The sequence below is a fragment of the Mesobacillus campisalis genome (genome assembly GCF_000986785.1).
GTDB lineage: Bacteria > Bacillota > Bacilli > Bacillales > Cytobacillaceae > Mesobacillus_B > Mesobacillus_B campisalis.
On the sequence record NZ_LAYY01000013.1, the window covers coordinates 102,535 to 127,211 of the forward strand.

At 45.4% G+C, this 24,677-nt stretch carries 26 protein-coding genes; 20 read left to right on the top strand and 6 right to left on the bottom strand.

The features are described from left to right. The first annotated feature begins 54 nt into the window (after window positions 1–54). The 5 genes from WQ57_RS13015 to WQ57_RS13035 all read left to right on the top strand — a co-directional run bounded on the left by WQ57_RS13015 (window position 55) and on the right by WQ57_RS13035 (window position 6,931). Window positions 55–1,140, top strand: a complete 1,086-nt coding sequence (locus WQ57_RS13015; protein ID WP_046524209.1) for a type III polyketide synthase — start codon at window positions 55–57, stop codon at window positions 1,138–1,140. Beyond that, a complete protein-coding gene (locus tag WQ57_RS13020; RefSeq protein WP_173427555.1) occupies window positions 1,140–1,706 on the top strand; it encodes an isoprenylcysteine carboxyl methyltransferase family protein in 567 nt (188 codons plus the stop codon). Before WQ57_RS13015 ends, WQ57_RS13020 begins: the two co-directional genes overlap by 1 nt. Before the next feature lie 311 nt (window positions 1,707–2,017). Then, window positions 2,018–5,671: a dynamin family protein gene (locus WQ57_RS13025; RefSeq protein WP_241481534.1), complete on the top strand. Its 3,654-nt coding sequence runs from the start codon at window positions 2,018–2,020 to the stop codon at window positions 5,669–5,671. A 47-nt stretch (window positions 5,672–5,718) separates the two neighbouring features. Beyond that, window positions 5,719–5,904: a hypothetical protein gene (locus WQ57_RS13030; RefSeq protein ID WP_046524211.1), complete on the top strand. Its 186-nt coding sequence runs from the start codon at window positions 5,719–5,721 to the stop codon at window positions 5,902–5,904. A gap of 142 nt (window positions 5,905–6,046) precedes the next feature. Then, a complete protein-coding gene (locus tag WQ57_RS13035) occupies window positions 6,047–6,931 on the top strand; it encodes a 5'-3' exonuclease (protein ID WP_046524212.1) in 885 nt (294 codons plus the stop codon). 34 nt (window positions 6,932–6,965) lie between these two features. On the opposite strand, the gene sspL is transcribed toward WQ57_RS13035, so the two are convergent. Further along, entirely contained in the window at window positions 6,966–7,097 is a 132-nt protein-coding gene (gene sspL, locus WQ57_RS13040) for a small, acid-soluble spore protein L (protein ID WP_046524213.1), read from the bottom strand. 171 nt (window positions 7,098–7,268) lie between these two features. Here sspL and WQ57_RS13045 point away from each other — a divergent pair, with 171 nt between their 5' ends. Both WQ57_RS13045 and WQ57_RS13050 read left to right on the top strand, forming a co-directional pair. Next, the gene (locus WQ57_RS13045) at window positions 7,269–7,727 is read left to right on the top strand and encodes a divergent PAP2 family protein (RefSeq protein WP_046524214.1); all 459 of its coding nucleotides are present in this window, start codon (window positions 7,269–7,271) and stop codon (window positions 7,725–7,727) included. 63 nt (window positions 7,728–7,790) lie between these two features. Next, on the top strand, window positions 7,791–8,060 hold the full coding sequence (locus WQ57_RS13050; RefSeq protein ID WP_046524215.1) for a DUF6123 family protein: 270 nt from the start codon (window positions 7,791–7,793) through the stop codon (window positions 8,058–8,060). Between the two features lie 21 nt (window positions 8,061–8,081). On the opposite strand, the gene WQ57_RS13055 is transcribed toward WQ57_RS13050, so the two are convergent. Together WQ57_RS13055 and WQ57_RS13060 are read right to left on the bottom strand one after the other, a co-directional pair. Then, a complete protein-coding gene (locus tag WQ57_RS13055; protein ID WP_046524216.1) occupies window positions 8,082–9,011 on the bottom strand; it encodes a DMT family transporter in 930 nt (309 codons plus the stop codon). Further along, window positions 9,008–9,418, bottom strand: a complete 411-nt coding sequence (locus WQ57_RS13060) for a reverse transcriptase-like protein (RefSeq protein ID WP_046524217.1) — start codon at window positions 9,416–9,418, stop codon at window positions 9,008–9,010. The genes WQ57_RS13055 and WQ57_RS13060 overlap by 4 nt, the downstream gene beginning before the upstream one ends. Before the next feature lie 112 nt (window positions 9,419–9,530). Here WQ57_RS13060 and WQ57_RS13065 point away from each other — a divergent pair, with 112 nt between their 5' ends. Together WQ57_RS13065 and WQ57_RS13070 are read left to right on the top strand one after the other, a co-directional pair. Then, window positions 9,531–10,187 carry a ribonuclease H family protein gene (locus WQ57_RS13065; RefSeq protein ID WP_046524218.1) on the top strand — a complete coding sequence of 219 codons (657 nt, stop codon included), beginning with the start codon at window positions 9,531–9,533 and terminating at the stop codon, window positions 10,185–10,187. Between the two features lie 24 nt (window positions 10,188–10,211). Continuing rightward, window positions 10,212–10,397: a zinc-finger domain-containing protein gene (locus tag WQ57_RS13070; protein ID WP_046524219.1), complete on the top strand. Its 186-nt coding sequence runs from the start codon at window positions 10,212–10,214 to the stop codon at window positions 10,395–10,397. A 62-nt stretch (window positions 10,398–10,459) separates the two neighbouring features. Here the strand turns inward: WQ57_RS13070 and cspD are convergent, their stop codons facing one another. Then, on the bottom strand, window positions 10,460–10,660 hold the full coding sequence (gene cspD / locus WQ57_RS13075; protein WP_046524220.1) for a cold-shock protein CspD: 201 nt from the start codon (window positions 10,658–10,660) through the stop codon (window positions 10,460–10,462). 302 nt (window positions 10,661–10,962) lie between these two features. On the opposite strand from cspD, the gene WQ57_RS13080 reads away from it, so the two are divergent. The 3 genes from WQ57_RS13080 to mntR all read left to right on the top strand — a co-directional run bounded on the left by WQ57_RS13080 (window position 10,963) and on the right by mntR (window position 14,026). Further along, window positions 10,963–11,250 (top strand): hypothetical protein, encoded by a 288-nt coding sequence (locus WQ57_RS13080; protein ID WP_046524221.1) that lies wholly within the window; start codon window positions 10,963–10,965, stop codon window positions 11,248–11,250. Window positions 11,251–11,361: 111 nt separating this feature from the next. Then, window positions 11,362–13,524: a DNA topoisomerase III gene (locus WQ57_RS13085; protein WP_046524222.1), complete on the top strand. Its 2,163-nt coding sequence runs from the start codon at window positions 11,362–11,364 to the stop codon at window positions 13,522–13,524. Between the two features lie 73 nt (window positions 13,525–13,597). After that, entirely contained in the window at window positions 13,598–14,026 is a 429-nt protein-coding gene (gene mntR, locus WQ57_RS13090; RefSeq protein ID WP_046524223.1) for a transcriptional regulator MntR, read from the top strand. 33 nt (window positions 14,027–14,059) lie between these two features. Here mntR and WQ57_RS13095 read toward each other — a convergent pair whose 3' ends face one another. Both WQ57_RS13095 and metA read right to left on the bottom strand, forming a co-directional pair. Beyond that, the gene (locus WQ57_RS13095; RefSeq protein ID WP_046524224.1) at window positions 14,060–14,278 is read right to left on the bottom strand and encodes a DUF3892 domain-containing protein; all 219 of its coding nucleotides are present in this window, start codon (window positions 14,276–14,278) and stop codon (window positions 14,060–14,062) included. 198 nt (window positions 14,279–14,476) lie between these two features. Beyond that, complete coding sequence (gene metA / locus WQ57_RS13100) at window positions 14,477–15,385, bottom strand: homoserine O-acetyltransferase MetA (RefSeq protein ID WP_046524225.1); 909 nt, start codon at window positions 15,383–15,385, stop codon at window positions 14,477–14,479. A gap of 174 nt (window positions 15,386–15,559) precedes the next feature. On the opposite strand from metA, the gene WQ57_RS13105 reads away from it, so the two are divergent. From WQ57_RS13105 to WQ57_RS13140, 8 genes are all read left to right on the top strand, one after another. Next, the gene (locus WQ57_RS13105; protein WP_046524226.1) at window positions 15,560–17,245 is read left to right on the top strand and encodes a formate--tetrahydrofolate ligase; all 1,686 of its coding nucleotides are present in this window, start codon (window positions 15,560–15,562) and stop codon (window positions 17,243–17,245) included. 33 nt (window positions 17,246–17,278) lie between these two features. Beyond that, window positions 17,279–17,815: a hypothetical protein gene (locus WQ57_RS13110; RefSeq protein ID WP_046524227.1), complete on the top strand. Its 537-nt coding sequence runs from the start codon at window positions 17,279–17,281 to the stop codon at window positions 17,813–17,815. Window positions 17,816–17,966: 151 nt separating this feature from the next. Then, on the top strand, window positions 17,967–18,815 hold the full coding sequence (locus tag WQ57_RS13115) for a DegV family protein (protein WP_046524228.1): 849 nt from the start codon (window positions 17,967–17,969) through the stop codon (window positions 18,813–18,815). A gap of 116 nt (window positions 18,816–18,931) precedes the next feature. Beyond that, the gene (locus tag WQ57_RS13120; RefSeq protein ID WP_046524229.1) at window positions 18,932–19,576 is read left to right on the top strand and encodes an HD domain-containing protein; all 645 of its coding nucleotides are present in this window, start codon (window positions 18,932–18,934) and stop codon (window positions 19,574–19,576) included. Further along, window positions 19,573–21,447, top strand: a complete 1,875-nt coding sequence (locus WQ57_RS13125) for an ABC-F family ATP-binding cassette domain-containing protein (RefSeq protein WP_046524230.1) — start codon at window positions 19,573–19,575, stop codon at window positions 21,445–21,447. Before WQ57_RS13120 ends, WQ57_RS13125 begins: the two co-directional genes overlap by 4 nt. 80 nt (window positions 21,448–21,527) lie before the next feature. Then, a complete protein-coding gene (locus WQ57_RS13130; protein ID WP_046524231.1) occupies window positions 21,528–22,652 on the top strand; it encodes a conserved virulence factor C family protein in 1,125 nt (374 codons plus the stop codon). Between the two features lie 354 nt (window positions 22,653–23,006). Continuing rightward, entirely contained in the window at window positions 23,007–24,143 is a 1,137-nt protein-coding gene (locus WQ57_RS13135) for a glucose-1-phosphate adenylyltransferase (RefSeq protein WP_046524232.1), read from the top strand. 85 nt (window positions 24,144–24,228) lie between these two features. Further along, on the top strand, window positions 24,229–24,663 hold the full coding sequence (locus WQ57_RS13140; RefSeq protein ID WP_046524233.1) for a BrxA/BrxB family bacilliredoxin: 435 nt from the start codon (window positions 24,229–24,231) through the stop codon (window positions 24,661–24,663). Window positions 24,664–24,677 lie beyond the last annotated feature (14 nt).

The following is a 24,677-nucleotide window of genomic DNA, read 5'->3' on the forward strand; positions in this document are numbered from 1 at the left end:
TGGAAGGGTAAATGGAAAAAGTAACCTTATGGATAGGTGAGGAGAGAAAGCTGTATGCCGACTATTTTATCAATCGCAGAAGCAATACCGCCGTATTGCATTACACAGGACAAAGTCATGGATTTTGCCGAGGAGCTATTTTCGGAATCCTTTAGGGATATAAAAAGGCTGCTGCCCGTTTTTATGAATGGGCAAATTGAAAAACGCCACTTTGCCAAGGAGTTGGATTGGTTTAAGACCGAACACAGCTTTGAAGAGAAAAATAATGCCTACATCGAGGCAGCGGTTCAATTGGGAACCGAGGCAGTCCAAAGCTGCCTGTCCAGCCCTTCATTCTTATCAAAGCATGTTCCGTATGAAGAAATCGATGCCATCATTACAGTTAGCAGCTCCGGACTTGCCACTCCAAGCCTTGAGGCACGGATCATGAATCTGCTTCCTTTTTCGCCTCGAACGAAAAGAATCCCCATTTGGGGGCTGGGCTGTGCTGGCGGTGCTTCCGGGCTTTCCCGCGCCTATGAGTATTGCCGTGCCTTTCCGAAGGCAAAGGTTCTTGTTTTAACAGTTGAACTTTGCAGTCTTACATTTCAGCGAAATGACCGTTCAAAGAGCAATCTAGTGGGAACCTCCTTGTTCGCTGATGGTGTTGCCTGTGCGCTCGTCTGCGGAGAAGATTCAAAATTCCTGCCTTACAAAAAAAGGGAAGCCTCCCCAAGAATTTTAGGGACAGGGTCTGCTCTGATGAAAGAATCACTTGATGTAATGGGATGGGAAGTGAAAAATGATGGCCTCCATGTGGTGTTTTCAAGGGATATCCCCTCGATAGTAGAGGATTGGCTTCAGCCTGTGGTAAGCGAGTTTTTGGAAACCGAGGAAATGACTTTGGAGGATATCCATCATTTTGTAGCCCACCCTGGCGGAAAAAAAGTTCTTGATGCCTATGTGAAGGCTCTTGGCCTGCGAGAGGGCATGACTGAAAAATCGCTCGATGTCCTGAAAGAATATGGGAACATGTCCTCGGCAACCATCCTGTATGTCCTAAGAAGGTTCATGGAAAGTGCAGGACAGGGGGAACATGGACTTGCAGCCGCCATGGGTCCCGGATTCAGTTCGGAATTGCTGCTGTTGAGGTGGGAATAATGTTTTTCCTTTTTATTGGTTTTATCATCATTCAACGTCTCACTGAACTGGCCATAGCCCGAAAAAATGAAAAGTGGATGAAATCCCAGGGAGGGCTGGAGTTTGGCTCTGGCCATTATCCCGCCATGGTGATGATCCACAGTGCCTTTATTTTGAGCACGATAGCAGAAGTTGTGATTTTGGACCGTGAGCTTTCTGCCTTCTGGCCATTGCTGATCGTGCTGTTTGTGCTGACCCAATTGATGAGGGTTTGGGCACTTCTGTCCCTTGGTCCATTTTGGAATACCAAGATTATCGTTCTTCCCGGGGCAAAGGTTGTTAAAAAGGGCCCCTACCGCTTTATTAAGCACCCAAACTATGTCATCGTTGCTCTTGAGTTGATCGTGATACCCCTGATGTTTAATGCGTATTGGACCGCGGCGGTATTTACCCTATTGAATATGATCATCCTTTCCGTGCGAATCCCCGAAGAAGAGAAGGCATTGGCCAGCCTGACTCAGTATGAAAAAGAGTTCCATGATAATGGACGTTTTATCCCGAATTTGTTAAATAAGTATGACAATTAAGGGTGGATCATTGATAATGAATATCAATCATGGTAAACTAACCTTGAAATTGATAATTATTCTCAAAGATTAATATAAGCTCACCGGGGATGGTGGATAAGATGACCTCTTTGCTTGTCATTACTACAGTTGTTGTTTATGGCGGAATCATGAAATATGTTTTGGACAATGTAGCCAAACCGCATAATTGAAAATGAACCTTTGTAAAGGCCCGGTTTCCCGGGTTTTTTATTTTGGATAGGAATGTATAGGAATAAAGTGAAAAATCATTTAAAATAAATATATTCACAAAATTGTCACAAGGGGTCTAAATGATGGGTCAATTAGTAGCGCAAAAGGAAAAACAATTGTTGGACAAAATCTTGAAGCTTCATCCGCTGTTCCTCGAAAACGATGATTTGGAAGCAGCAGAAAAGTCAAAGGAAATAGGAAAAAAACTTCTTGAAAAGGAATTTGCCATCGGCTTCTGCGGACATTTTTCCGCAGGGAAGTCCAGCATGATCAACAAGCTGGTCGGGGAGGACATTCTTCCATCAAGCCCCATTCCTACAAGTGCAAATCTGGTAAAAATCAAGGGCGGGGAAGAATATGCCCGCGTTTATTTTAAAAAAGGGAAACCAAGGCTGTATCCTGCGCCATATGATTATGAGACAGTAAAAAATTATTGCAAGGATGGAGACCAGATACAGTCGCTTGAAATCAGCCATAAGGGATCAGGTTTTCTCGAAGCTGTCACTGTCATGGATACACCAGGAATCGACTCGACAGATGATGCGCACAGAATTGCAACCGAATCGGCTCTCCATCTTGCGGATCTGGTTCTGTATGTAATGGACTATAACCATGTCCAGTCCGAACTGAATTTCCTATTCACAAAAGAATTGACGGATGCGGGAAAAGAACTGTATTTGGTTGTCAATATGATTGATAAGCATCGTGAAGAAGAATTAAGCTTCAAACAATTTCAGGAAAGTGTATCCGCTTCATTTTCTGCATGGGGGGTCAAACCTAAAGGGATCTTTTATACATCCCTGCGCAACCCCGACATGAATCATAATCAATTTGAACAGCTGCAAACATTTCTTGAACAGTACATTGAGCAGAGGGACGAACTGCTACCGCAGTCTGCAGCCAAATCCCTTGTGAAAATCTCCGAAGACCATATTCATTCATTGTCCCTTCAGGCAGAAGAAAAGCTCGAAGCATTGGAAACAATGCTGAAGGAAGTGCCACAGCACGAATGGGCGGAGATCGAGGAAAAGCAGGCAAGCGCTGCTCTGAAGCTCGAACATCTTAATCGCCAGCAGGAGTTAGCTGCAACAGAGTTTAATTCCAAACTTGAAGGCATATTAAAAAATGCCTATTTAATGCCGTTCCAGACCCGTGAACTGGCAGAGTCCTACCTAAAAGCGATGCAGCCGGATTTCAAGGCAGGCCTGTTCTTTGCCAAGCAAAAAACGATGCAGGAACGAGCGGACAGGCTTGAGCGGTTCTATCAGGATCTTTCCGAGAAGGTTCAAGCCCAGATTGACTGGCATGTCAAAGAGTTCCTCCTTGGTTTGCTGAAGGAAAAGGGAATATCGGACAGCGGGCTTCTTTCACTTGCACAAGGCTTTAAAACGGACTTCCGTAAAGAGATTCTCGGGGAGACGATAAAAACAGGGGCGGTTGTTTCTGGTGATTATGTGCTCAATTATACGAATGATGTCGCAGAGGCCCTGAAAAAAACCGTTCGCACACAGCTAAATTCGTTCAGGGAAAGCTACGCTGCTGCAGTCAGGGAGCAGGCATCAATTGAAATGTCTGCCGCCAAGGAAGAAGAAGCACATTGGGGCATGCTGGCCAATGCCTATAAAGAATGGTGTGCAGTCAAGGAGTGGCTGGCTCACAGCTCGGAAAGGATATTTGATATTCTGTACGGAAAAGACACAACTGAACCAAGCGAGGAGAAAGCTCTCTCTTTCTTTGATACAGAAATGGATGAGGAAGTTTGGGAAGGAACAGAAAACAAGCAAACCCCGGAAGCTGTACAAGTTCCTGAAGAAACGTACGGAATGGCATCCGGGACTGTACAGGAAACAACAGCAGAAGATTCCCAGCACCAGCTTGAGAAGCTTGTGGGAAAATTGAGGCGGACAGCAAGAGAACTAAAAGACATTCCTGGATTAAAAAGGAGTGCCAAAGAACTTGGTGAGAAAGCAGAGAGGCTTGAAAACCAGCAATTTACTGTTGCCTTGTTTGGTGCCTTCAGTGCCGGGAAATCTTCCTTTGCGAATGCGCTCATCGGAGAAGGCCTTCTGCCTGTTTCACCAAACCCGACCACAGCTGCCATTAATAAAATTAAGCCCCCAAGCAAAGAACATCCGCACGGAACTGTCATTGTCAAGGTGAAGGGAAGCCGTGAATTGCTTGAAGAAGTAAACCGATCCCTCTCCTTGTTCGGATATGGCGCAGATGATTTAGCGGCGGCAGGAACAAAAATCAAATCGATACAGGAAATTGATACTTCAGTTGGAACGGAAAGGCTGCACTATTCCTTCCTTAAGGCATTTGCCAAAGGACTGTCCCATTTTGAGGGGAAATTCAACGAACAGTTCGAGAGCAATCTGGAATCATTCCGAAGTTATGTGGCAGATGAGGAAAAGTCCTGTTTTGTCGAATGGATTGAAGTTTACTATGATTGTGAATTAACACGCCAAGGCATTACCCTGGTGGACACACCCGGAGCCGACTCCATCAATGCCCGGCATACTGGGGTGGCCTTTGATTATATAAAGAATTCGGATGCCATACTGTTTGTCACCTATTATAACCATGCATTCTCCAAAGCCGACCGGGAGTTTCTGATCCAGCTTGGCCGTGTGAAAGATTCCTTTGAGCTCGACAAAATGTTCTTTATCGTCAACGCAATCGACCTGGCGAATTCCGAGGATGAAATGCTCTCGGTAATACAGTATGTAGAAGAACAGCTTGTTCAGTATGGAATTAGAAAACCGCATATGTTCCCGGTATCAAGCCTGGAGGCATTAAAAGTAAAAACAGGGGGGAACGGCGGCGAGAACAGGTTTAAAGCATTTGAACACGCCTTTTATTCCTTCATAGACCATGATTTAAGAAAAATGGCAATGGATTCTGCTGAAGGAAAATGGCTTCAATCAGTCGAACTGCTTAGGAAGATGATTCAGTCGGCAGAAGAAGGCATGGAAGAGAAAACGAGAAAGCTGGCTGCCCTTGAAAATGAAAAAATGCGTGTCAGCGAACTTTTAGGGGCAAAGAACACGTCATTTCTGCAAAGTCAGCTGCACCAGGAAATTGACGAGCTTGTCTATTATATTAACCAGCGTGTTTTTTTCCGCTTTGGAGAATTCTTTCGGGAATCCTTTAATCCAGCCTTGCTGAGGGATGATGGCCGCAATTTGAAGAAAGCTTTGCAGACAGCGCTTGATGACCTGCTGTCGCACATCGGGTATGATCTGTTGCAGGAAGTTCGCGCTTCTTCATTAAGGGTGGAAGCCCATCTAGCACGTTTAATAGATGGATTTCAAAAGGATCTTGCCCAGGAGCTGGCTAAAATGAATCCTAATCTTTCTTTCGCGGCATGGGAAATAAGCCGGTTCCCAGAGATTGATTTTGAAGGTCCATTCAAGGATTTGGACAGGGGACAATTTAAAAAGGCACTTGGACTGTTCAGGAACCCAAAGGCCTTCTTTGAGAAAAATGAAAAAGCCAGGATGGGAGAGGAATTGGAGCAGCTTCTTCATTCCCCGGCAGATATCTATTTGGAATCACAGAATAAGGTTTTAAAGAACCATTATTACTCTGCCCTGGAGCAGCTTTTTACCAGTCTAATAAACGATTATTCCGAACAGGCAGAAGAATATTTTGTCGGCGTTCAGTCAGCACTGGCTGTTGACTTTCCGGTGGAACAGCTAAAAGAGACACTTAACGCCATTCGGCACACATAGAGAAGTGGAGGGCGATGAAGTTTCGCCTTAAGAGCAGGAGGGAACATATGACCACCCCATTTCATGCTTGCGCTACCTGTATCCATTTCCGCGCAGTGCGGGAAAATGGGAAGATGGGCTACTATTGTGGGCGCCTTGGCTATGAAACGAAAACCAATTACCAGTTTCAATGCTGGGAGCCAAAGCCAGAGGTAAGGAAGCTGATGGAAAAACGAAAACAAGGGAAGCCTTAGGCAGGCTTCCTTGTTTTCGTGAGTGAGAGGTTTTTTGCTGGAAATCCATTTTTGGGCGGTAACGGTATGTTATAATAATAAGGTTGTATTATAGACCACAGACCTGAAAAATCCATCCTGTGATGATCCAAGGAGGAGAAAAATGAATAAGCCAAACTTTTTGCTGGTCGATGGCATGGCCTTGTTATTTAGAGCTTTTTATGCCACTGCAGTGACCGGCCAATTTATGATTAATTCCAAGGGACTGCCTACAAATGGCGTCCAGGGTTTCATTAAGCATATGATGACTGCCGTTTCCCGTTTCAAGCCAACCCATGTTGCCGTATGCTGGGATATGGGCAGTACGACCTTCAGAACCGAGATGTTTCCGCAATATAAGGCAAATCGCGGGGAAGCTCCTGTGGAACTGATTCCGCAATTTGAACTCGTCAAAGAAGTAGTTGAAGCTTTTGATATTCCTAATATCGGCATTCCGGGCTTTGAAGCGGACGATTGCATCGGTACTCTTGCCAGGAAGGCTCCCGGGGAAGTGGGTGTCTCGATTCTAACCGGGGACAAGGATATCCTTCAGTTGATTGATGACCGCATCTCAGTCATTTTGCTTCAAAAAGGCTATGGCAATTATCTTGTCCATAATCGTGAATCTTTTTACATTGAAAAAGGCATCTGGCCGGAACAGATGATTGACTTAAAAGCCCTTATGGGAGACCCTAGTGACAACTATCCAGGTGTCAGAGGGATTGGGGAGAAAACAGCCATCAAGCTTCTCCAGCAATTCAATAATGTTGAAGGCATTCTGGAAAATCTCCATCAGCTGACAGCTGGACAGCGAAAGAAAATAGAGGAAGACCTTGAAATGCTGCATCTCAGCAGGCAGCTTGCTGAAATCAAATGCGATGTTGAGGTAGAATGCAATTTGGATACGGCCTTCTTTAAAATTGACCGTGACAAAGTGCTGGATAAATTTACGGAAGTCGAGTTTCGGGGACTGCATAAGTTAATACCTGCCGAGCAGGAAGTTGTGTGAAAAAAAACGGCCAAATTTGGCCGTTTTTTTTTTGCTACTTGGTGTTACTTCTTTTTGCTGCATTTTCAAGTTTTGTTTTAGGATCTTCAGTCATTTCTGCGTCCTGGCCGTACCCTTGCGGATTGACTCCTGGTGCTTTCGTGCCTCTACCCGATTTTTTGCTCATTTATGGCCACGCTCCTTATCTTTTTGTTTAATTTTCCTTGAAAAAGTGAAATAACGTAGTAGGCCGGCAAGTCCTCAAAGTGTAATTCAGCTGCCAGCCTTTCGTTTCTTATTATGCTACGAAAGAATAAAAACAGCCGTTTTTTTTCAAAATAATATGGAGGTGAGCGATTTGAATAAAGGTGTTGCCATAGCATTATCAAGTATCGGAGTTGCGCAGGGACTTAAGATCCCCATCCATTATATGAAGGAAAAAGAATGGAAGCCGGAGCTGTTCATCGCAACCGGTGGAATGCCGAGCTCCCACTCTGCGGGAGTTTCATCCCTTGCAACGTATATTGCACTAAAAAGAGGAGTGCCAACTATCGACTTTGCCCTAGCAGTGGTGTTTGGCCTGATTGTTATGTATGATGCACAGGGTATACGGAGACAGACAGGAGAGCTTACCCTTAAGGTGAACGACCTTGATGAACTGATTGATAAAATTCATAAAGATGATCCTGTAGCGTACGAAGAACAGCCAGATAACCCTTTGAAAGAGGTGCTTGGTCACAAGCCCGCTGAGGTAGTAGGCGGAGCATTGCTGGGTGTGCTTTTGGGAATGGCAGGTTATTATCTTGGAAGAAAATGATAGAAAAATGTCGAATCCTCTGGTAATATCTACATAGATATAGTCCTGGAGGATTGAACAGCTGTGATTTCATTGGAAGAATATTTGCTTAGACTGAATAGCAAGGGTTTTCATTTCGGTGATGATGCGATCGGTTTCATCTACTTTGGCAAGCATTATACTGGGGCGACGGATGAACTGGCAAATGCAGCGCTTGAGTTGACTTTAAAAGCGCAAAAAAGGTTTGACGGCAGCTTCTATGTTTCCTTGCTGGAGACTTTTTCGGCCAATGAGATAAAGAACCGGAAGGAAGCCATCCGGTTCGTAAGGGACAAGCAGCTGCTTGCATTGTAAAAAAGGAGTGGAAACAGAAGATCATGCCTCTGTATCCGCTCCTTTTTTTACTGAAACAGGCCACTTGAGTAGGTTTCGTGGAAGCTCTGCGACTATCATACCGGCAAAAATCAGCAGGCAGCCGGCAGCAGCACTGTAGGATAAGCGGTCGCCTGCCCAAAAATATCCAGTAATCGCCGCGAAAACAGGCTCCATGGCAAAAATGAGTGCCACTCTGGTAGGTGTGGTGTACTTTTGGAAATTTGTCTGAATCAAGAAAGCTGCACCCGTAGCGAAGACTGCGGTAACCAGCAATGCCGATAAGACCTCTGTAGAAAGGACCACTGCTGGGTTGAACGCTCTTCTCCAGTCTTCGAAGATGAAAGCTGAAATTCCCGATAGCACAGAAACCACGGCAATTTGGATAACCGTAAGGGCTAATGAAGGAAATTCACGAGCATATTTCCCGGTAAACAGAATGTGGAAGGCGAACCCGAAAGCACATATAAGGACAAAACCGTCACCAATATTGAGGCTTGTGATATCGGTGATCGTGAGCAAATAAAGTCCCGCTGTGGCACCGGCAATGCCCAGGCAGGCATTAAGCCCAAGTGGCTTTTTATATAAAACGATGGTGAGCAGCGGCACCATCACGACACTTAAACCGGTAATAAAGCCGGCTTTTGAAGATGTGGTATATAAAAGGCCAAGGGTCTGGAAGGCGTAGCCGATAAAAAGGAAAACACCCAGTATGATACCGGCTGATATCAGCTTCCCATTTAAGGCCTTAAGCTGCCTCCGCTCAAAAAAGAGAAGCCAAAGCCCGAGCAAAATGGCAGCCAAGGCAAACCTGACTCCATTAAAGGAGAGAGGCTCCAGAAATGATATGGCGTTTTGGACAATGACAAACGTTGAACCCCAAATAAGGGCCACAAGGAGAAGAGAGATGTCTGCCACAATGGATGGTTTCATTCCGCGCCCCCCAGTCCTGATTCATTTTTCCTGATCGCCTGGCGGGCCAACTCATCAGCACTCTTATTCAGGGAGGAAGGAATCCACTTCATAAAGAAAAGATCAAACTTTTTTGTCAGACGCAGGGCTGACTCCAAAAGAGGAGCATACAATTTATTTTTTACAAACTCTTTCTCAACTGCTTTGTTTACCAGTTCGGAATCGGTTCTGAACGAGACGGTTTTAAAACCTTTTTCAAGGCAGATTTCCAGTGCTTTAATAAAAGCGTGATACTCGGCTTCATGGTTCGTCATGGAGCCAAGCGGAATGGAGAAACGATGAACTTCACCATTTCCTTTAATAAAGATTCCGGCGCCACTGGGGCCAGGATTGCCTGCACTTGCACCGTCGATATATACCTCGATCAAGAAACATTCCCCTCTTCTCGTTTATAATGCTATATGTTAGTGTATCATAAAAAAGCAGAACAATAAGATAAAAATACCATCATGAGAATTACCTAGAATGGAAGGGTGGAGCATGAAGTATAAATTGGAATGGAGCTACAAAATAAAGGGAAAAGAACCTCTTCTCTTCACTTCGGATTGGATAGAAGGAGAACGGGCTCTTGAAACTGCAGAGGAGCTTGAAAAAACGGGAAAGGCAGCGGGAATTTCATTTGAAGATGAAGCGGGTACAACCTGGACAATCAAAGAAATGAAAAAGCTGCTTGCAGAAATTGAAGAAGAGCCGCATGACTTAACGGTTTACTTTGACGGCGGCTTCGATAAAAATACCAATAAGGCCGGTTTGGGGGCCATCATCTACTATAATCAGGGCAAGAAGAAGTATCGTCTCCGGGCAAACCAGCACATAGGCGAACTTGAAACCAATAATGAAGCAGAATATGCCGCCTTCTACTTTGGGCTTACTTTGCTCGAAGAACTGGGTGTTCACCATCTTTCATGCGAATTCAGGGGCGACTCCCAGGTTGTGCTTAAGCAATTGGAGGGTGAGTGGCCGTGCTATGAGGAGACGCTAAACCGCTGGCTGGACCGGATTGAGGCAAAAATGGCCGATTTGGGGCTGCATCCGAAGTATATAGCCATAGACAGGAAGAATAATAAGGAAGCGGATAAGCTGGCAAGCCAGGCACTTGAAGGCAAAACCATCCACAGTAAAATGCAAATTCTTTAAAGAATAGAAAGGCAGGGGGAATTATTGGGCAGAAAAGATTTGCTCGAAGAAGTTGAAGGATTGTTAGCAACCTACTGCGAGGGCTGTTTTTTAAAGAAACAGCATAAAAAAGACCATGGAAAAAGATTTGCGCATCGTTTTTGCATTACAGCCTGTACAGTTGGCGAAAAAATAAAAGTCTGCGGAGCCAAACTATCACAGAGGCCCTGACACAGAGCAAAATAAAAGGCTGGCATTATGCCAGCCTGAAAGAACATCAAGACATTTTTGAATTATAGTTTTACTACATTAGCTGCTTGTGGTCCGCGGTTTCCTTCAACGATTTCAAAAGAAACTTCCTGGCCTTCTTCAAGGGACTTGTAGCCTTCTCCCTGGATTGCAGTGAAATGAACGAATACATCATCTCCGCCTTCTACTTCAATAAATCCAAAACCCTTTTCATTGTTGAACCATTTAACTTTACCGTTTTGCATGTTACTATTTCCTCCTAAGCCTTTTCGCGACACAATGTGTCAGTTGAAATTTTCATTTATTAGAACATACCCTCAATTCAACGGAAATAATCATATATTCTGATAAATGATGCTTTAAATATACATAAAAAGGCTTAAAGCGTCAAGATACTGGAAGAATGTCCTGTAAAAAAAAGACGGTAAGCCACTAAAGGGGGAGGACAAGCAATGAATGCGCTTTATTTTATTTTTTCGGAAAAGGCCAAAGGGCTTGTCATAAAAGCTGCATCTCCTCATAATTTTGATATAAAAAGGGTGAGGAAATGTTTCGTTTTTCATTTAAAGGCAGTGAGTGGATCATAAGGTTTTCCCCGGAGCTACAGGCGGAAGATGAAGACAAGGAAGCCATCATCAAGTCTTTGATCACTCTGGGGCCAAGCCTCGCAGGATATTCCCACGGTGAATCCCTGCTGATGTTCGATGAGAAAATGGGGGCCACCATCATACGTACCGAAAAGATCCCTTCATTTATTTTAACTGTTTCATCCATTATTCCAAGCAATCAATGGTTTTCCAGAAAAGCCAATGGCGTTGAGCCTTATAAAGAATAAGAGGTTGGAGGAAGCGTGAACAAGACGCTTCCTCCATTTGTTTCTTTACGGATATCAGCAGGCTCGGCTAAAATAAGTATAGTAAAATATAACATAGAGCAAGGAGGAGCCATGAAATTAATCATTGCCGAAAAGCCGGATCAGGGCAGGACGCTAGCCTCCATTTTTAAAACTAAAAAACAGGATGGCTACATTGAAATTCTTCCGAACGAACTCTTTCCGGATGGAGCCTACGTATCATGGGCGATCGGTCATCTCACCGAACTTGCACCGCCAGAAAAGTACGATTCTTCATGGAAGCGGTGGTCGCTTGATACTTTGCCCATTGTACCACAGCAATTTATGTATGAAGTCGTCAAGAACAAGCAAAAGCAGTTTGCCACTATTAAAAAACTCTCCACTTCCCCGCAGGTGACCGAAATTATCCATGCAGGCGATGCCGGAAGAGAAGGAGAGTTGATTGTCCGCAATATTCTCCGGCTCACCGGCTGCAACAAACCGATGAAACGGCTATGGATTTCCTCTCTCACCCCGAAAGCCATTAAAGAAGGATTTCAAAACCTCCTGCAGGAGTCCGAAACAAAAAATCTCTATTATGAAGCCTATACTAGAGCGTGTGCCGATTGGGTAGTAGGAATGAATGCTTCCAGGCTCTATACATTGCTGCTGCAAAAAGAGGGGTTTTCCGATGTGTTTTCCGTTGGAAGAGTCCAGACCCCCACGCTGGCGCTGATTGTAAAACGCGAATACGAGATTGAGAATTTTGTTTCCCAGCCGTTTTGGGAAGTTTATGCCCATTTTGCCATCAATAACAAGAAATATAAGGGCAAATGGGAGAAGGATGGGAATTCGAGAATAGAATCAAAAGAGCTTGCTGAAAAAATTGCCGCATTCTGTACAGGGAAGACGGCAGAGGCTATCGAAGTCAACACCGAAAAAAAAGAGTTTCAGCCACCATTGTTTTATAACCTATCTTCGATTCAGGCTGATGCCAATAAAAGATTCAAATTCTCTCCCAAGAAAACACTCGATATATTGCAAGGGTTATATCAGCGCGGGATTGTCTCCTATCCCCGTTCGGATTCACGGCATGTAACTCCGGGAGAAGCAGAGGGATTCCCTGGCATTCTTAACAAGCTGAGCAACCTCCCACAATTTCAGGATCTTTTTCCGTTGCCCGTTGAGAGCATCAGGAATAATGGAAGGTATGTGAATGCAAAAAAAGTGACCGACCATTATGCGATTATCCCTACGGAACAGGTACCAAATCCAAGCCGGCTTTCCCCGGATGAACAGAAACTTTATGACCTGCTCGCAAGGACATTGATAGCAGCCCATTATCCCTCTGCGTCAGCTGAATATACAACCATCAGGACGCTTGCGGATGGGAGGGCAGAGTTCCTTTCAAAAGGCAAAGTACCCATTGAGGAAGGGTGGCGGAAGGTGCTTCCCCAACAAGATAAGGAAAAGGATCATGTGCTGCCGTCCATCCAGCAGGGGGAAACAGGCACCGTTTTGAAAACCGAAGTCAAAGAAAGCAAAACCCAGCCTCCAAAGCGCTTTACAGAGGGGCAGTTGATTACCTTGATGAAGACCGCAGGCAAACATATTGAAGATAAAGAGCTTGAGAAAGTTTTGATGAAAACGGAAGGTCTAGGAACTGAAGCAACCCGCGCTGGCATTATCACGATGCTGAAAGACAGAGCGTATATCAATATCAGCAAAAATCTGGTTTATGCAACCGCGAAAGCAAAAATACTTGTCCAGGCTGTTGGCGGGCAAGTTTTAGCCTCGCCTGAAATGACAGCAAAATGGGAACAGCGTCTTAAGGAAATCGGGGAAGGGGCCGCTTCACCGAAGCAATTTATGGATCAAACAGGCAAAATGGTAGCCCATTTAGTTTCCAATACCACAGAAAGCGCAGCCAGCTGGAGTTTTGGAACGCAAGTAAAAGAGGAATTTATCCCAGGCAAGCAGAAAGGCAGGAAGAAACGGAGCACGAATTTGGGTGCCTGTAAACTATGCGGAGGAGCCGTTGTCGATAAAGGGAGTTTTTATGGATGTGCAAATTATCAAAAGACCAAGTGCGGGTTCACCGTTTCAAAACAAATTCTAGGCAGGACAATTACCCAGAAACAAGTAAAGCAGCTGTTAAAAGAGGGAAGCACGGATGTAATAGAGGGATTTACTTCCAAGGAACAAGCTTTTAATGCAAAGCTGGTATGGGACGAAAAAGGCCGCAGCATCCGTTTTGCCAGCAGGGTCAAGTCCTGACGTGTACTGTCTTGTCCAGGCCGCCTATGTATAGTAAACTTTATAGGATGAGTTTGACAATGGAGGTTTAGGGATGCCGACACCAAGTATGGAAGATTATATCGAACAGATTTATATTTTAATTGAAGAAAAAGGGTATGCAAGAGTGTCAGATATAGCAGAAGCGCTGTCTGTTCATCCCTCCTCGGTTACAAAAATGGTTCAAAAACTGGATAAGGACCAATACCTGGTCTATGAAAAATATCGTGGGCTTGTCCTCACCCCAAAGGGGGAAAAGACAGGAAAACGTCTTGTGGACAGGCATGAACTTCTCGAACAGCTGCTAAAGATAATTGGAGTCAAAGAGGAGAATATCTATCGAGATGTTGAGGGGATTGAACACCATCTCAGCTGGGATGCAATCGACAGGATTGGCGACCTGGTCCATTTCTTTGAGGAAGATGGAAGCAGGGGTGAAGCGCTAGCGGAAATTCGGCGCAGAAATGAAGAAAGCGAAGAGTGAAAATAAAACACCTGACGGGCAGTCAGGTGTTTTTTAGTAGGATTCAGGGAGGCTGCTGATATTCTCGATTTCATAGGGGAGGGCGAATTCTTCGTCTGTCTCCGTTTCTTTGATTGAAACACCGGTAATTCTCCCGGCTTCCGCTTCCATTAAGGCCTTCCGGTAGGAAATAACTCTTCCGGAAGAAGTTTGGAAAGAAATAACCTCACCTGCATTATTTTTAAAAACTCCAGTCAGCTGTTCTCCGTCCATGCATCACACCTCCTTTCCTATCTTCCGATTGATTCTTTGTGTTCACCTCCCTAGTCTTGCTGTATTCAATCTTTGGTAAACCTGTAAATTTTTCAGGGAATGGCGAAAAAAGCGCTGATGCTCCTCAGGGCAAAGCTGGCATCGCAAAAAAGAGCTGCCAGATTGGCAGCTCCAGTTCATGCTACTAGGAAAAATGAGTTAATTCCATTCATATGGGGTTTCCTGGTAAACGTAATAATTTAGCCAGTTGGAAAAGAAAAGATGCGCGTGTGAACGCCATTTATTGACAGGTCTGTTCTCAGGATTGTTCTCAGGAAAGTAATGCTCGGGAACGGGAACACTTAAGCCTCTTTCCCTGTCGCGGGCATATTCCTGTGCCAGGGTGTCTGTTTCGTATTCAAGGTGGCCAGTAACCATTATATGCTTCCTGTCCAGGGAATGGACGATGAAAGCACCCGCTTCATCAGACGCGGCTAAAAGCTTGAGTTCTGGCGATTTTTCAATTTCTTCAATGGATACATCTGTGTGCCGGGAATGCGGAGCATAAAACACATCATCAAAACCCCGCAGGAGTTTTTCTTTCGAATCATATATCCGGTGGGAATAAATTCCGGAACATTTTTCAGGCAGCTCGAACTTTCCGATCCCGTAGTGGTGGTACAATGCAGCCTGGGCACCCCAGCAGATATGCAGGGTTGAAGTAACATTTGTTTTTGTCCATTCGAAAATCTTGACTAGCTCTGCCCAATAATCCACCTGGTCAAAGGAAATCAGCTCTACCGGAGCCCCGGTGATTATCATTCCATCGAACTTCTTCTCCCTTACTTCATCAAACGTAGTGTAAAATTGGTCGAGATGAAGACGGCTAGTATTCCTCGATTCGTATGTAGCCGTTTTTAAGAAAGTAATGTTCACTTGCAGCGGTGTGTTTCCCAGCAGCCTCAGAAATTGTGCTTCTGTTTTCTCTTTTTCGGGCATCAGGTTCAGAATTAGAATATTCAATGGCCGGATATCCTGACTGCTTGCCCGCTCATCTTCCATGATAAAAATGTTTTCCTCTTCAAGAATCTCCCTTGCTGGAAGAAGCTTAGGAATTTTTATTGGCACTCCATACCCCTCCCTTGTATAAATTGACATTTAAATCTAATTATAATCTTGTCTCGATGAACAGGCAATTTAAGAATGCTGAATTCTCGAAAAAATTGTGAAACACATACTGAAATAGGTTTGCAAATGATACAATGAGGGGGAAACTACTACCTGAAAAAAGGCGGGGTCTGGATGGAAACAAAAGGGAAGTTTAAAACAGATATTGAAATTGCCAGGGAAAGCGAAATGCTTCCCATCACTGAAATTGCGGCCAAAATCGGGCTTGGGCCCGATGATTTGGAAATGTACGGCAAACATAAAGCAAAACTATCGTTTGACTGCTTGGCCAAGCTGGAAACAAAGGAAAGCGGAAAAGTAATCCTTGTAACTGCGATAAATCCAACCCCGGCCGGTGAAGGAAAGTCGACGGTTACAGTTGGACTGGCAGATGCTTTAAATAAAGTTGGCAAGAAAGCGATGATCGCCATGCGTGAGCCGTCCCTGGGACCGACCATGGGGATTAAAGGTGGAGCCGCAGGCGGCGGTTATGCCCAAGTGCTGCCCATGGACGAAATCAACCTTCATTTTACCGGTGACCTCCATGCAATAACGACGGCAAATAATGCACTTGCCGCGTTGATTGATAACCACCTCCAGCAGGGGAATGAACTGCAAATCGATGCCCGCCGTATCGTATGGAAGCGGGCCCTGGACCTTAATGACCGTGCACTGCGCAAGGTTGTAGTCGGGCTTGGCGGACCGATTCAGGGTGTTCCGCGGGAAGACGGTTTCGATATTACTGTTGCTTCCGAAATCATGGCAGTGCTTTGTCTCGCATCAAGCCTGCAGGACCTGAAATCTAGGCTGTCCAGAATGGTGATTGCCTATAATATGGAGAAAAAGCCTGTAACGGTTGGCGACCTTGGGGTGGAAGGAGCATTGGCCCTGTTGTTGAAAGACGCGGTCAAACCAAATCTGGTCCAGACGATTGAGCGTACTCCCGCCCTGGTGCATGGCGGTCCTTTCGCCAATATCGCCCATGGGTGCAACTCGGTCATGGCAACAAAGGCGGCTTCCAGGCTGGCTGATTTTGTTGTCACGGAAGCGGGGTTCGGAGCGGACCTCGGGGCCGAAAAATTCCTGAACATCAAAACAAGAGACGCCGGATTTGAACCGGCTGCTGTTGTCATTGTTGCGACAATCCGGGCCTTGAAAATGCATGGGGGCCTTGCCAAAAACGAATTGGCCGTGGAGAACATCCCTGCACTCAAAGCCGGGTTTGCCAACCTGAAGAAACATGCGGAGACGATTGCCGGCTTTGGACTGCCATTTGTTATAGCCGTAAACAAATTTATCACGGATACCGATCTTGAAACGAAAACGCTGCTGGACTTATGTGAAGCAGAATCAATCCCGGCTTCACTTACCGAGGTTTGGGAAAAGGGCGGTGCTGGTGGTGTTGAGTTGGCTGGAAAGCTCCTGGGAGTAATGGATGCTCCGTCTTCCTTTAGGAGAACGTATGATTTATCCGACTCACTCGAACAAAAAATTGAGGCTGTTGCCCGTCAAGTTTATGGCGCATCCGGTGTGGACTTTGCCCCGAAGGCCAAAAAACAGCTTGCCGATTTTGAACAGAATGGCTGGGGCGTTCTGCCTGTCTGTATGGCGAAAACCCAATATTCGCTCTCGGATGATCCTGTCAAGCTTGGAAGGCCCTCCGGTTTTGCCATTACAGTCAGGGAGTTGAAGCCTTCTATTGGAGCCGGGTTCATCGTCGTCCTCACCGGTGAGGTCATGACAATGCCAGGCCTTCCCAAAAGGCCAGCGGCGTTAAATATGGATGTTGATGAGGATGGCAATGCCATTGGTTTATTTTAAAGAATGCGTGCCAGCGGAAAAGTGGTGAATTAATTGTTTGACCCAACTGCGTTTGAAAATATCAAGGTTGTAATTGAAGGTGCCGTCTATGACAGGGACCTTCAGGGAGAAATCCTGGTGACTGACCGCGATGATTTAGTGAATCTGGCGAAGCTATCCAGGAAATACAGTGTTTCTTTCCAGATGAAGCATGATGTGGAGGGTAAAATTCAGGCAGCCCTAACAATAGAGGCTGGCCTTGGGAACCTTGCAGCCGAACTGCTGGATGGCGAGGGTTCCCTTCACCTTGCAGGCTGTGCTGTGACTGCTGCGTTTCTGCTGAGACACCAACATGAAGAGGAGCTGTACAGTAAAGTCCAGCAGGCTCTTGAGCGGATTTGGGGTGCCGGAAGAACAATCACACAATCCGCAACCCTCAATCCCCTCCAAGCGGGCATATCCGTAAAAAATGAAGCGGCAGTCCACTTTAACCGCCTGGTACTTGAGGACCAAATCGATGACCTTGCAGAAATGGTGGATTATATGATTGCATCGATGAGGGAGCTGGAACTTTGCATTGGCAAAGGGTAAAAGCACATTTTGATATAGGGCCCGGGGGAAAAACGGGCCCTTTTCCAAGAAAAAGAAACGTAAGGGGCCTTTGACAACTGTCCAGAGTCCTGCGCTTTTCTTGTCTTAAACGCCGTTTTCCATCATATATTTATAGCATGGGGGGGAGCCTATGGAGAGTATTGCTTGGGTAACGGACAGCACTGCCATTCTCGATGATAAACTTGCCAGCCGCGATGATATTTTCACCATACCTATGTCGGTAATCCTTGACGGCAAGGAATTTACGGATGGAATCGATTTGACCGCAGGTGAGCTTTTTCATAGATTAAAAACCTTAAATGAACCTCCAAAGACTTCGCAGCCATCTGTTGGCGCCTTTAAAACGCTATATGAAAAACTATATCATGATTATGATCAAGTGATTTCCATACTTGTTTCTTCAAAGTTGAGCGGAACAATCGATTCAAGCCAGCAGGCATCAAAATTGCTGAACAAGCCGGTAGTCACAATCGACTCCAAAATCCTGAGTTTCCCGCAAAGTGCTCTCATTAAAAAAGGGATCGCGCTTGCCGGAAAAGGGACTTCCATCCCGGAAATCAAGAGCACACTGGAAAAAATCCGGGACAGCAGTGAAACCTATGTTCTGGTGGGCAGCCTGGAACAGCTGCACCGCAGCGGGCGCATGTCCAGTGCCAAATACCTATTCGGAAGCATGCTGAATATAAAACCGATTATTTCCATAGTGGATGGAGCGCTTGAAGTCAAGGATAAGGCAAGAAGCGGAAAAAAAGCGAAGGAAAAAATCTTTGACTACTTCCGTGCGTCCTACCGGAAATATGGAATGAGGGAAGCCTGGCTGCTATATGGCCATGAACCCTATGTAGCCTTACAGTGGATGAAAGAGCTTCAGACAGAGTTTACAGAAGTTGCTTTTTCCTGCTTTCCGCTGGGGGCAGTGATTGGTGTCCATGCAGGTGAACATACCATTGGAATTAGCTGGTACAATCAATCTCTTTAAGAAGAGGACCCAAAAAGGGGCCTTTTTTTTGAGACCAAAATAATCTGTAAAATTCTTGTTTAAGGCATGGTGCGCTATTCATGTTAAAATACAAGCTAGGAAGAAGGTGGCTGTTTATGAAGGACACTTTAGCCAGGACAGAGGAATTTGTCCGGGCCGAATTGATGGATGAATCCACCGGGCATGATTGGCATCACATAGACAGAGTCAGAAAAAACGCAAAGCTGATCGCCCAAAAGCTGGGGGTAGGCGACCTTTTTATCATTGAGATGGCTGCCCTGCTCCATGATATTCCAGATGAGAAACTTAATGAATCGGAAAAACAAGGCTGGGATAAACTTCTTGAGCACATGGATTCCCTGAACCTGCCCGAAGATACGGCCGCACATATCCTTGCCTGCATTGAGAGTGTATCGTTCAAAGGCGGAAGAAAAGTGGAATTGAAAACGATTGAGGCGAAAATTGTCCAGGATGCCGACCGGCTGGATGCACTTGGGGCAATCGGCATTGCAAGGACTTTTGCATATGGGGGTAAAAAAGGGAATCCAATCTATGAACCGGAATTTCAGGTAAGAGACGGGATGAGCCTGGAAGACTATCGAAATGGCCAGAGTTCCTCCGTCCATCATTTTTATGAAAAGCTTTTTAAGCTAAAGGATCTCATGAATACGGATGAGGCCCGGGAAATTGCGCAGCAAAGGCATGAGTATATGGCGGAATTTCTCGAACAATTTTACAGTGAATGGAATGGTAATGCTTGAAAATGATGTCTGCAGAAAATATAACAAAATCTTATGGTGAAAAAACCTTATTTGAAGGTGTCAGCTTTACAATCGGAGAACGGGATCGGGTCGGTCTGATTGGCGTCAATGGTACTGGAAAATCTTCCTTGCTGAAAATAATCGCAGGAATTGATGCGCCGGATTCGGGCCATTTGACCACTCCAAAGGATTATCGGATGAGCTATCTATCCCAACAGCCAGAGTTGAACCCCGATTTGAACGTGCTGGAGCAAGTGTTTTTTGGCGAGGCCCCAATATTGAAACTTATGAGGGAATATGAAAGCACCCTGTTCAAAATGGAGAAGGATCCTGCAGATGCCTCTTTGCATGAAAAGCTTATGGGGATGCAGCAGCAAATGGATCGCCTTGATGCCTGGGATGCAAATACAGCAGCCAAAACAATTCTTACAAAATTGGGGATCGCTGATTTCGGAAAAAGGACGGGCGTCCTTTCGGGCGGGCAGAAAAAACGGGTTGCTTTGGCACAGGTATTAATAGAGGCACCCGACTTGCTCATCCTCGATGAGCCAACAAACCATCTTGATTATGAAAGTGTAAAATGGCTGGAAGAATATTTGGGTCGTTATACCGGTTCACTGCTGCTGGTCACTCATGACCGCTATTTCCTTGATCGGGTAACCAACCGGATTTTTGAACTGGATGGCGGTACCCTTTATAGTTATAAAGGAAACTATGCCAGCTTTCTTGAAGCGAAAGCGGCCAGGGAAGAGAATGAAGCTGCGACACTTGAAAAGAAAAGGAATCTGTTCAGGCGGGAACTGGAATGGATTCGGCGTGGAGCGAAAGCCCGAACAACAAAGCAAAAAGCAAGAATCCAGCGCTTTGAACAGCTGGAGACACAGATAAGTGGCAAAGCCACTGAAAAGCTTGATATTTCCCTTAGCGGAAGCCGGTTGGGGAAGCAGGTGCTTGAGCTCAAGGATGCGGTGAAAAACTTTAGCGGCAAAGTGATCCTTCAGGACTTTGACTTTCTTTTAAAGCAGGGTGACCGGATTGGAATCATCGGCAGAAATGGAACCGGAAAATCCACCCTCCTCAATATACTTGCAGGGAAGATCCCGCTCGACTCGGGTGAGCTGATCACTGGGCAGACCGTAAGAATCGCCTATTATACCCAGGAAAATGAAGGCCTTGATGAAAACAAAAGAATGATTGAGTATTTGAAGGAGACGGCACAGGTAGTTCATACTTCTGATGGGAAAACGATTTCGGCTTCGCAGATGCTGGAACGTTTCCTCTTTCCGCCTTCCACCCATGGTACGCCGATCCGAAAATTGTCAGGCGGAGAGAAACGGCGATTGTATCTTTTGAAATTATTGATGGAAGAGCCAAATGTCCTGTTGCTAGATGAGCCGACAAATGATCTTGATACGCAGACGTTAACCGTTCTCGAAGACTATCTTGATGACTTTCCAGGGGTGGTCATTACAGTATCCCATGACCGCTACTTCCTTGATAAGACAGTGGACCAATTGCTTGTACTTGAAGGCGAAGGTAAAATCTCGTTGTTTTTCGGGAATTACTCTGACTATTTAGAGAGTCTCCTGACTCAAAAAGAAGCGTCCATTTCCGAAAAAAAAGAGAAGCAGGAGCCCCAGGACAGGCCAAAAAAGAAGAAAATGTCCTATATGGAAAAACGTGAGTGGGAGGAAATAGAGGACAAAATTGCTGCGGCCGAAGCCCGGATCGAGGAAATACAAGCTGAAATGTCCGGTATTGGCAGCGACTTTGAAAAAGGACAGGCTTTGATGAAGGAAGAGTCCGAGCTTAATGAGCAGCTGGAACAGATGATCGAGAGATGGAGCTATCTTTCAGAGATAGCGGATTAATTCTAACCTACATTAGAAAGTTGGCGAAACCCGCCAAGTTTCAATATGATAAAATTGATATTCAACAAAGGGGTGGAACCATGAAAATAACTTCGATTGAGCCAACGCCAAGCCCGAATACGATGAAGGTCAATCTGGATGAAGCGTTGCCCATGGGTAAAAGCAATAATTACAAACAAGGTAATAAGGAAGGTGCCCCGCAGGTTATCCAAAAGATTCTTGAAATTGAAGGGGTCAAGGGAGTTTACCATGTAGCAGATTTTCTTGCTGTGGAAAGGAATGCAAAGTTTGACTGGAAGGTAATTTTGCCTGAAGTTAGAAAAGCGTTCGGCCAGGAAGATGGCGAGGAAGCGGAAGACTCTGTGAAAGTGGACGAACATTTCGGCGAAATCAAGGCCCAGGTTCATATGTATAAAGGTGTTCCAGTCCAAATCAAACTGACGGATGGAAACGAAGAGAAAAGATATGCGCTTCCGGAAATATTCGCCAAAGCTGCAATGGAGGTTCAGGGACCTGAAGATAATCTCGTCATGGTCAGGCGGTGGAAAGATTTTGGTGTCCGTTACGGCGATTGGGACCAAATCGGCGAAGAGATGAAAGAAGAAATCATGGCTGCTTACCCGCCCGAGCGGCTGGAAGGGCTTATTAACCAGGCAAAGAATCCGGAGCAGCGGGCTGCAAGTCAAAAGAGGGTGCCAGTCAGTTTGGAAGACCTTGAACATCCTGACTGGCGGAAACGTTATCAGCTGCTGGAGCAGATGCCTGACCCGACAGTAGATGACCTTCCTCTTCTTGGAAAGGCACTGGAAGATGAAAAAGCATCCATCAGGCGCTTGTCAGCAGTCTATCTCGGCATGATAGAGGACCCTGAAGTCCTGCCGTATTTATATAAAGCTTTGAAGGATAAAAGTGTAACAGTGAGAAGGACAGCAGGAGACTGCCTCTCCGATCTCGGTTTTCCGGAGGCAGCTGAAGCCATGTCCGAGGCTTTGAAGGACAATAGCAAGCTGGTCCGTTGGCGCGCAGCCATGTTTTTATATGAAGTGGGAGACGAGAAGGCGCTGCCTGCCTTAAAGTCAGCAGAAAATGACCCTGAATTCGAAGTCGCCCTTCAAATCAAGCTAGCCATTGCCAGAATTGAACATGGTGAGGAAGCTAAAGGGTCCGTTTGGAAACAGATGACGGAAGCAAGGAAAAAAAGTTGAGAATGAGGGGAGTACATCCCTATAAAGGACGCGAATGATGGATTCGCGTCTTTTTTATGGAATAGGTCCTCAGCTTATCAAGACTAAAGCCTTATTTTATCTTGGTATTTCGACAATTCGCCCGGTTTGACGACGAATAACCTTCCTGCTGATAGGTTGAAAGATAGCATAACAAGAGAATGTTGTCGTTCTCTCCCCCTTTTCGTCGAGTGCTTTAAATTCATAAATATACAGAATTTTGTTAAAGTAATAAGAACATAGAACTCTGCCCAAATTCGGAGTTGCGGTGAACAAAGTGGTCTTGATTTTAGTCGGAATGGTATCAACACATAAAATCTTTCCAAAGGAGTTTTTATGGCAAAAAAAGAGATTATAACCTTACTGTTGGCGGGAGGAAGAGGCACAAGGCTGAGGAAGCTCACAGAAAAAATCGCAAAACCTGCCGTTCCTTTTGGCGGGAAATATAGAATTATAGATTTTGCATTAAGCAATTGCCGAAACTCGGGCATGGATACAGTTGGCATTCTCACCCAATACCAGCCGCATACACTGCAAAACTATATCAGCAACGGGGAAACCTGGGATTTAAACCGCAGGAATGCAGGTATAACTTTTTTGCCCCCTTTCCAGTGTGATGACATGGACAGATGGTACGAAGGAACAGCGCATGCCATTGCACAAAACCGTCTGTTCATTCAGTCCCATGAGCCTGAATATGTACTGATCATATCAGGAGACCACATTTATAAAATGGACTACAACTGTATGCTTGAGGTACATATTGAAAAAGGTGCCGATGTAACGATACCTGTGGTACGTGTTCCATGGGAGGAAGCAGAAAGGTTCGGAATCATGAACGTTGACCACGAATCCGGGCAGATCCTCGATTTTGTTGAAAAGCCGCTCCACCCTCAATCCAATAACGCTTCTATGGGAATCTACATTTTTAATTGGAAAACACTTTGCCATATTTTTGAACAGCTTGATGGCGACCCTGAATCCTTCAGCGATTTTGGGAAGGATATCATCCCTTTTATGCTTCAGCAGAATTACAGCCTTTACGCCTATGAGTTCAATGAGTACTGGAAGGATGTCGGCACGGTACAAAGTTATTGGGAAGCCAATATGGATTTGCTGAGGGACGCAACTTCGCCGATCCTCCACCGCAAGGAATGGCCAATCTATACGGCCGGCACTACATTGCCGCCTGCTTATCTGGATGAAGAATCATATATAAAACAGTCGCTCATCAGTGAGGGCTGCGAAATCTTCGGGGATGTTTTGAGTTCAGTTCTTTCCTATGGCGTGAAGGTAGGAAAGGGTTCATTGGTTAAAAATTCGGTTATTCTTCCTCATGCCGTGATTGGGGAAAATATGCTGATAGAAAACGCTGTTGTAGGCAGTGAGGTTTTGATTGAAAACCGCAGCGGGTTTGAAGCTTTATCGGAAAGCGTCATGTTTGTAGAAGGGAAAACCATTATAAAGCAATGATGGCACCAGTGACGCCTCCTCTTGATTGCATTGCAGCAAAAAAGATAGTATGCTAACACTGCAACTAAAGATGGGAGGGATTCTTATGTCCATGGCTTATGAAGAATATATGAAACAGATTGTGAAGCCGATGCGTGAGGAACTAGTAAATGCAGGCTTTAAGGAATTGTTAACACCTGAAGAGGTTGAACAGTATGTTGAAAACGCTGAAGGCACCACGCTAGTGGTTGTTAATTCAGTTTGCGGCTGCGCCGCAGGCCTTGCCCGTCCGGCTGTTACACAGGCGGTACTTCGGAGCGACAAGGCGCCTGATCACCTTGTCACTGTCTTTGCCGGCCAGGAAAAGGAAGCTACTGCAAAAATGCGTGAATATTTCACCGGTCTGGAGCCTTCTTCTCCTTCCATGGCTCTCCTGAAGGGGAAGGAAGTTGTTCATTTTATTCCCCGGCACGAAATTGAAGGACATTCCATGGAAGAGATCCTGGATAATTTGAGTGCGGCATTTGAAAAACATTGTTAAGGGAACTCGCCAAA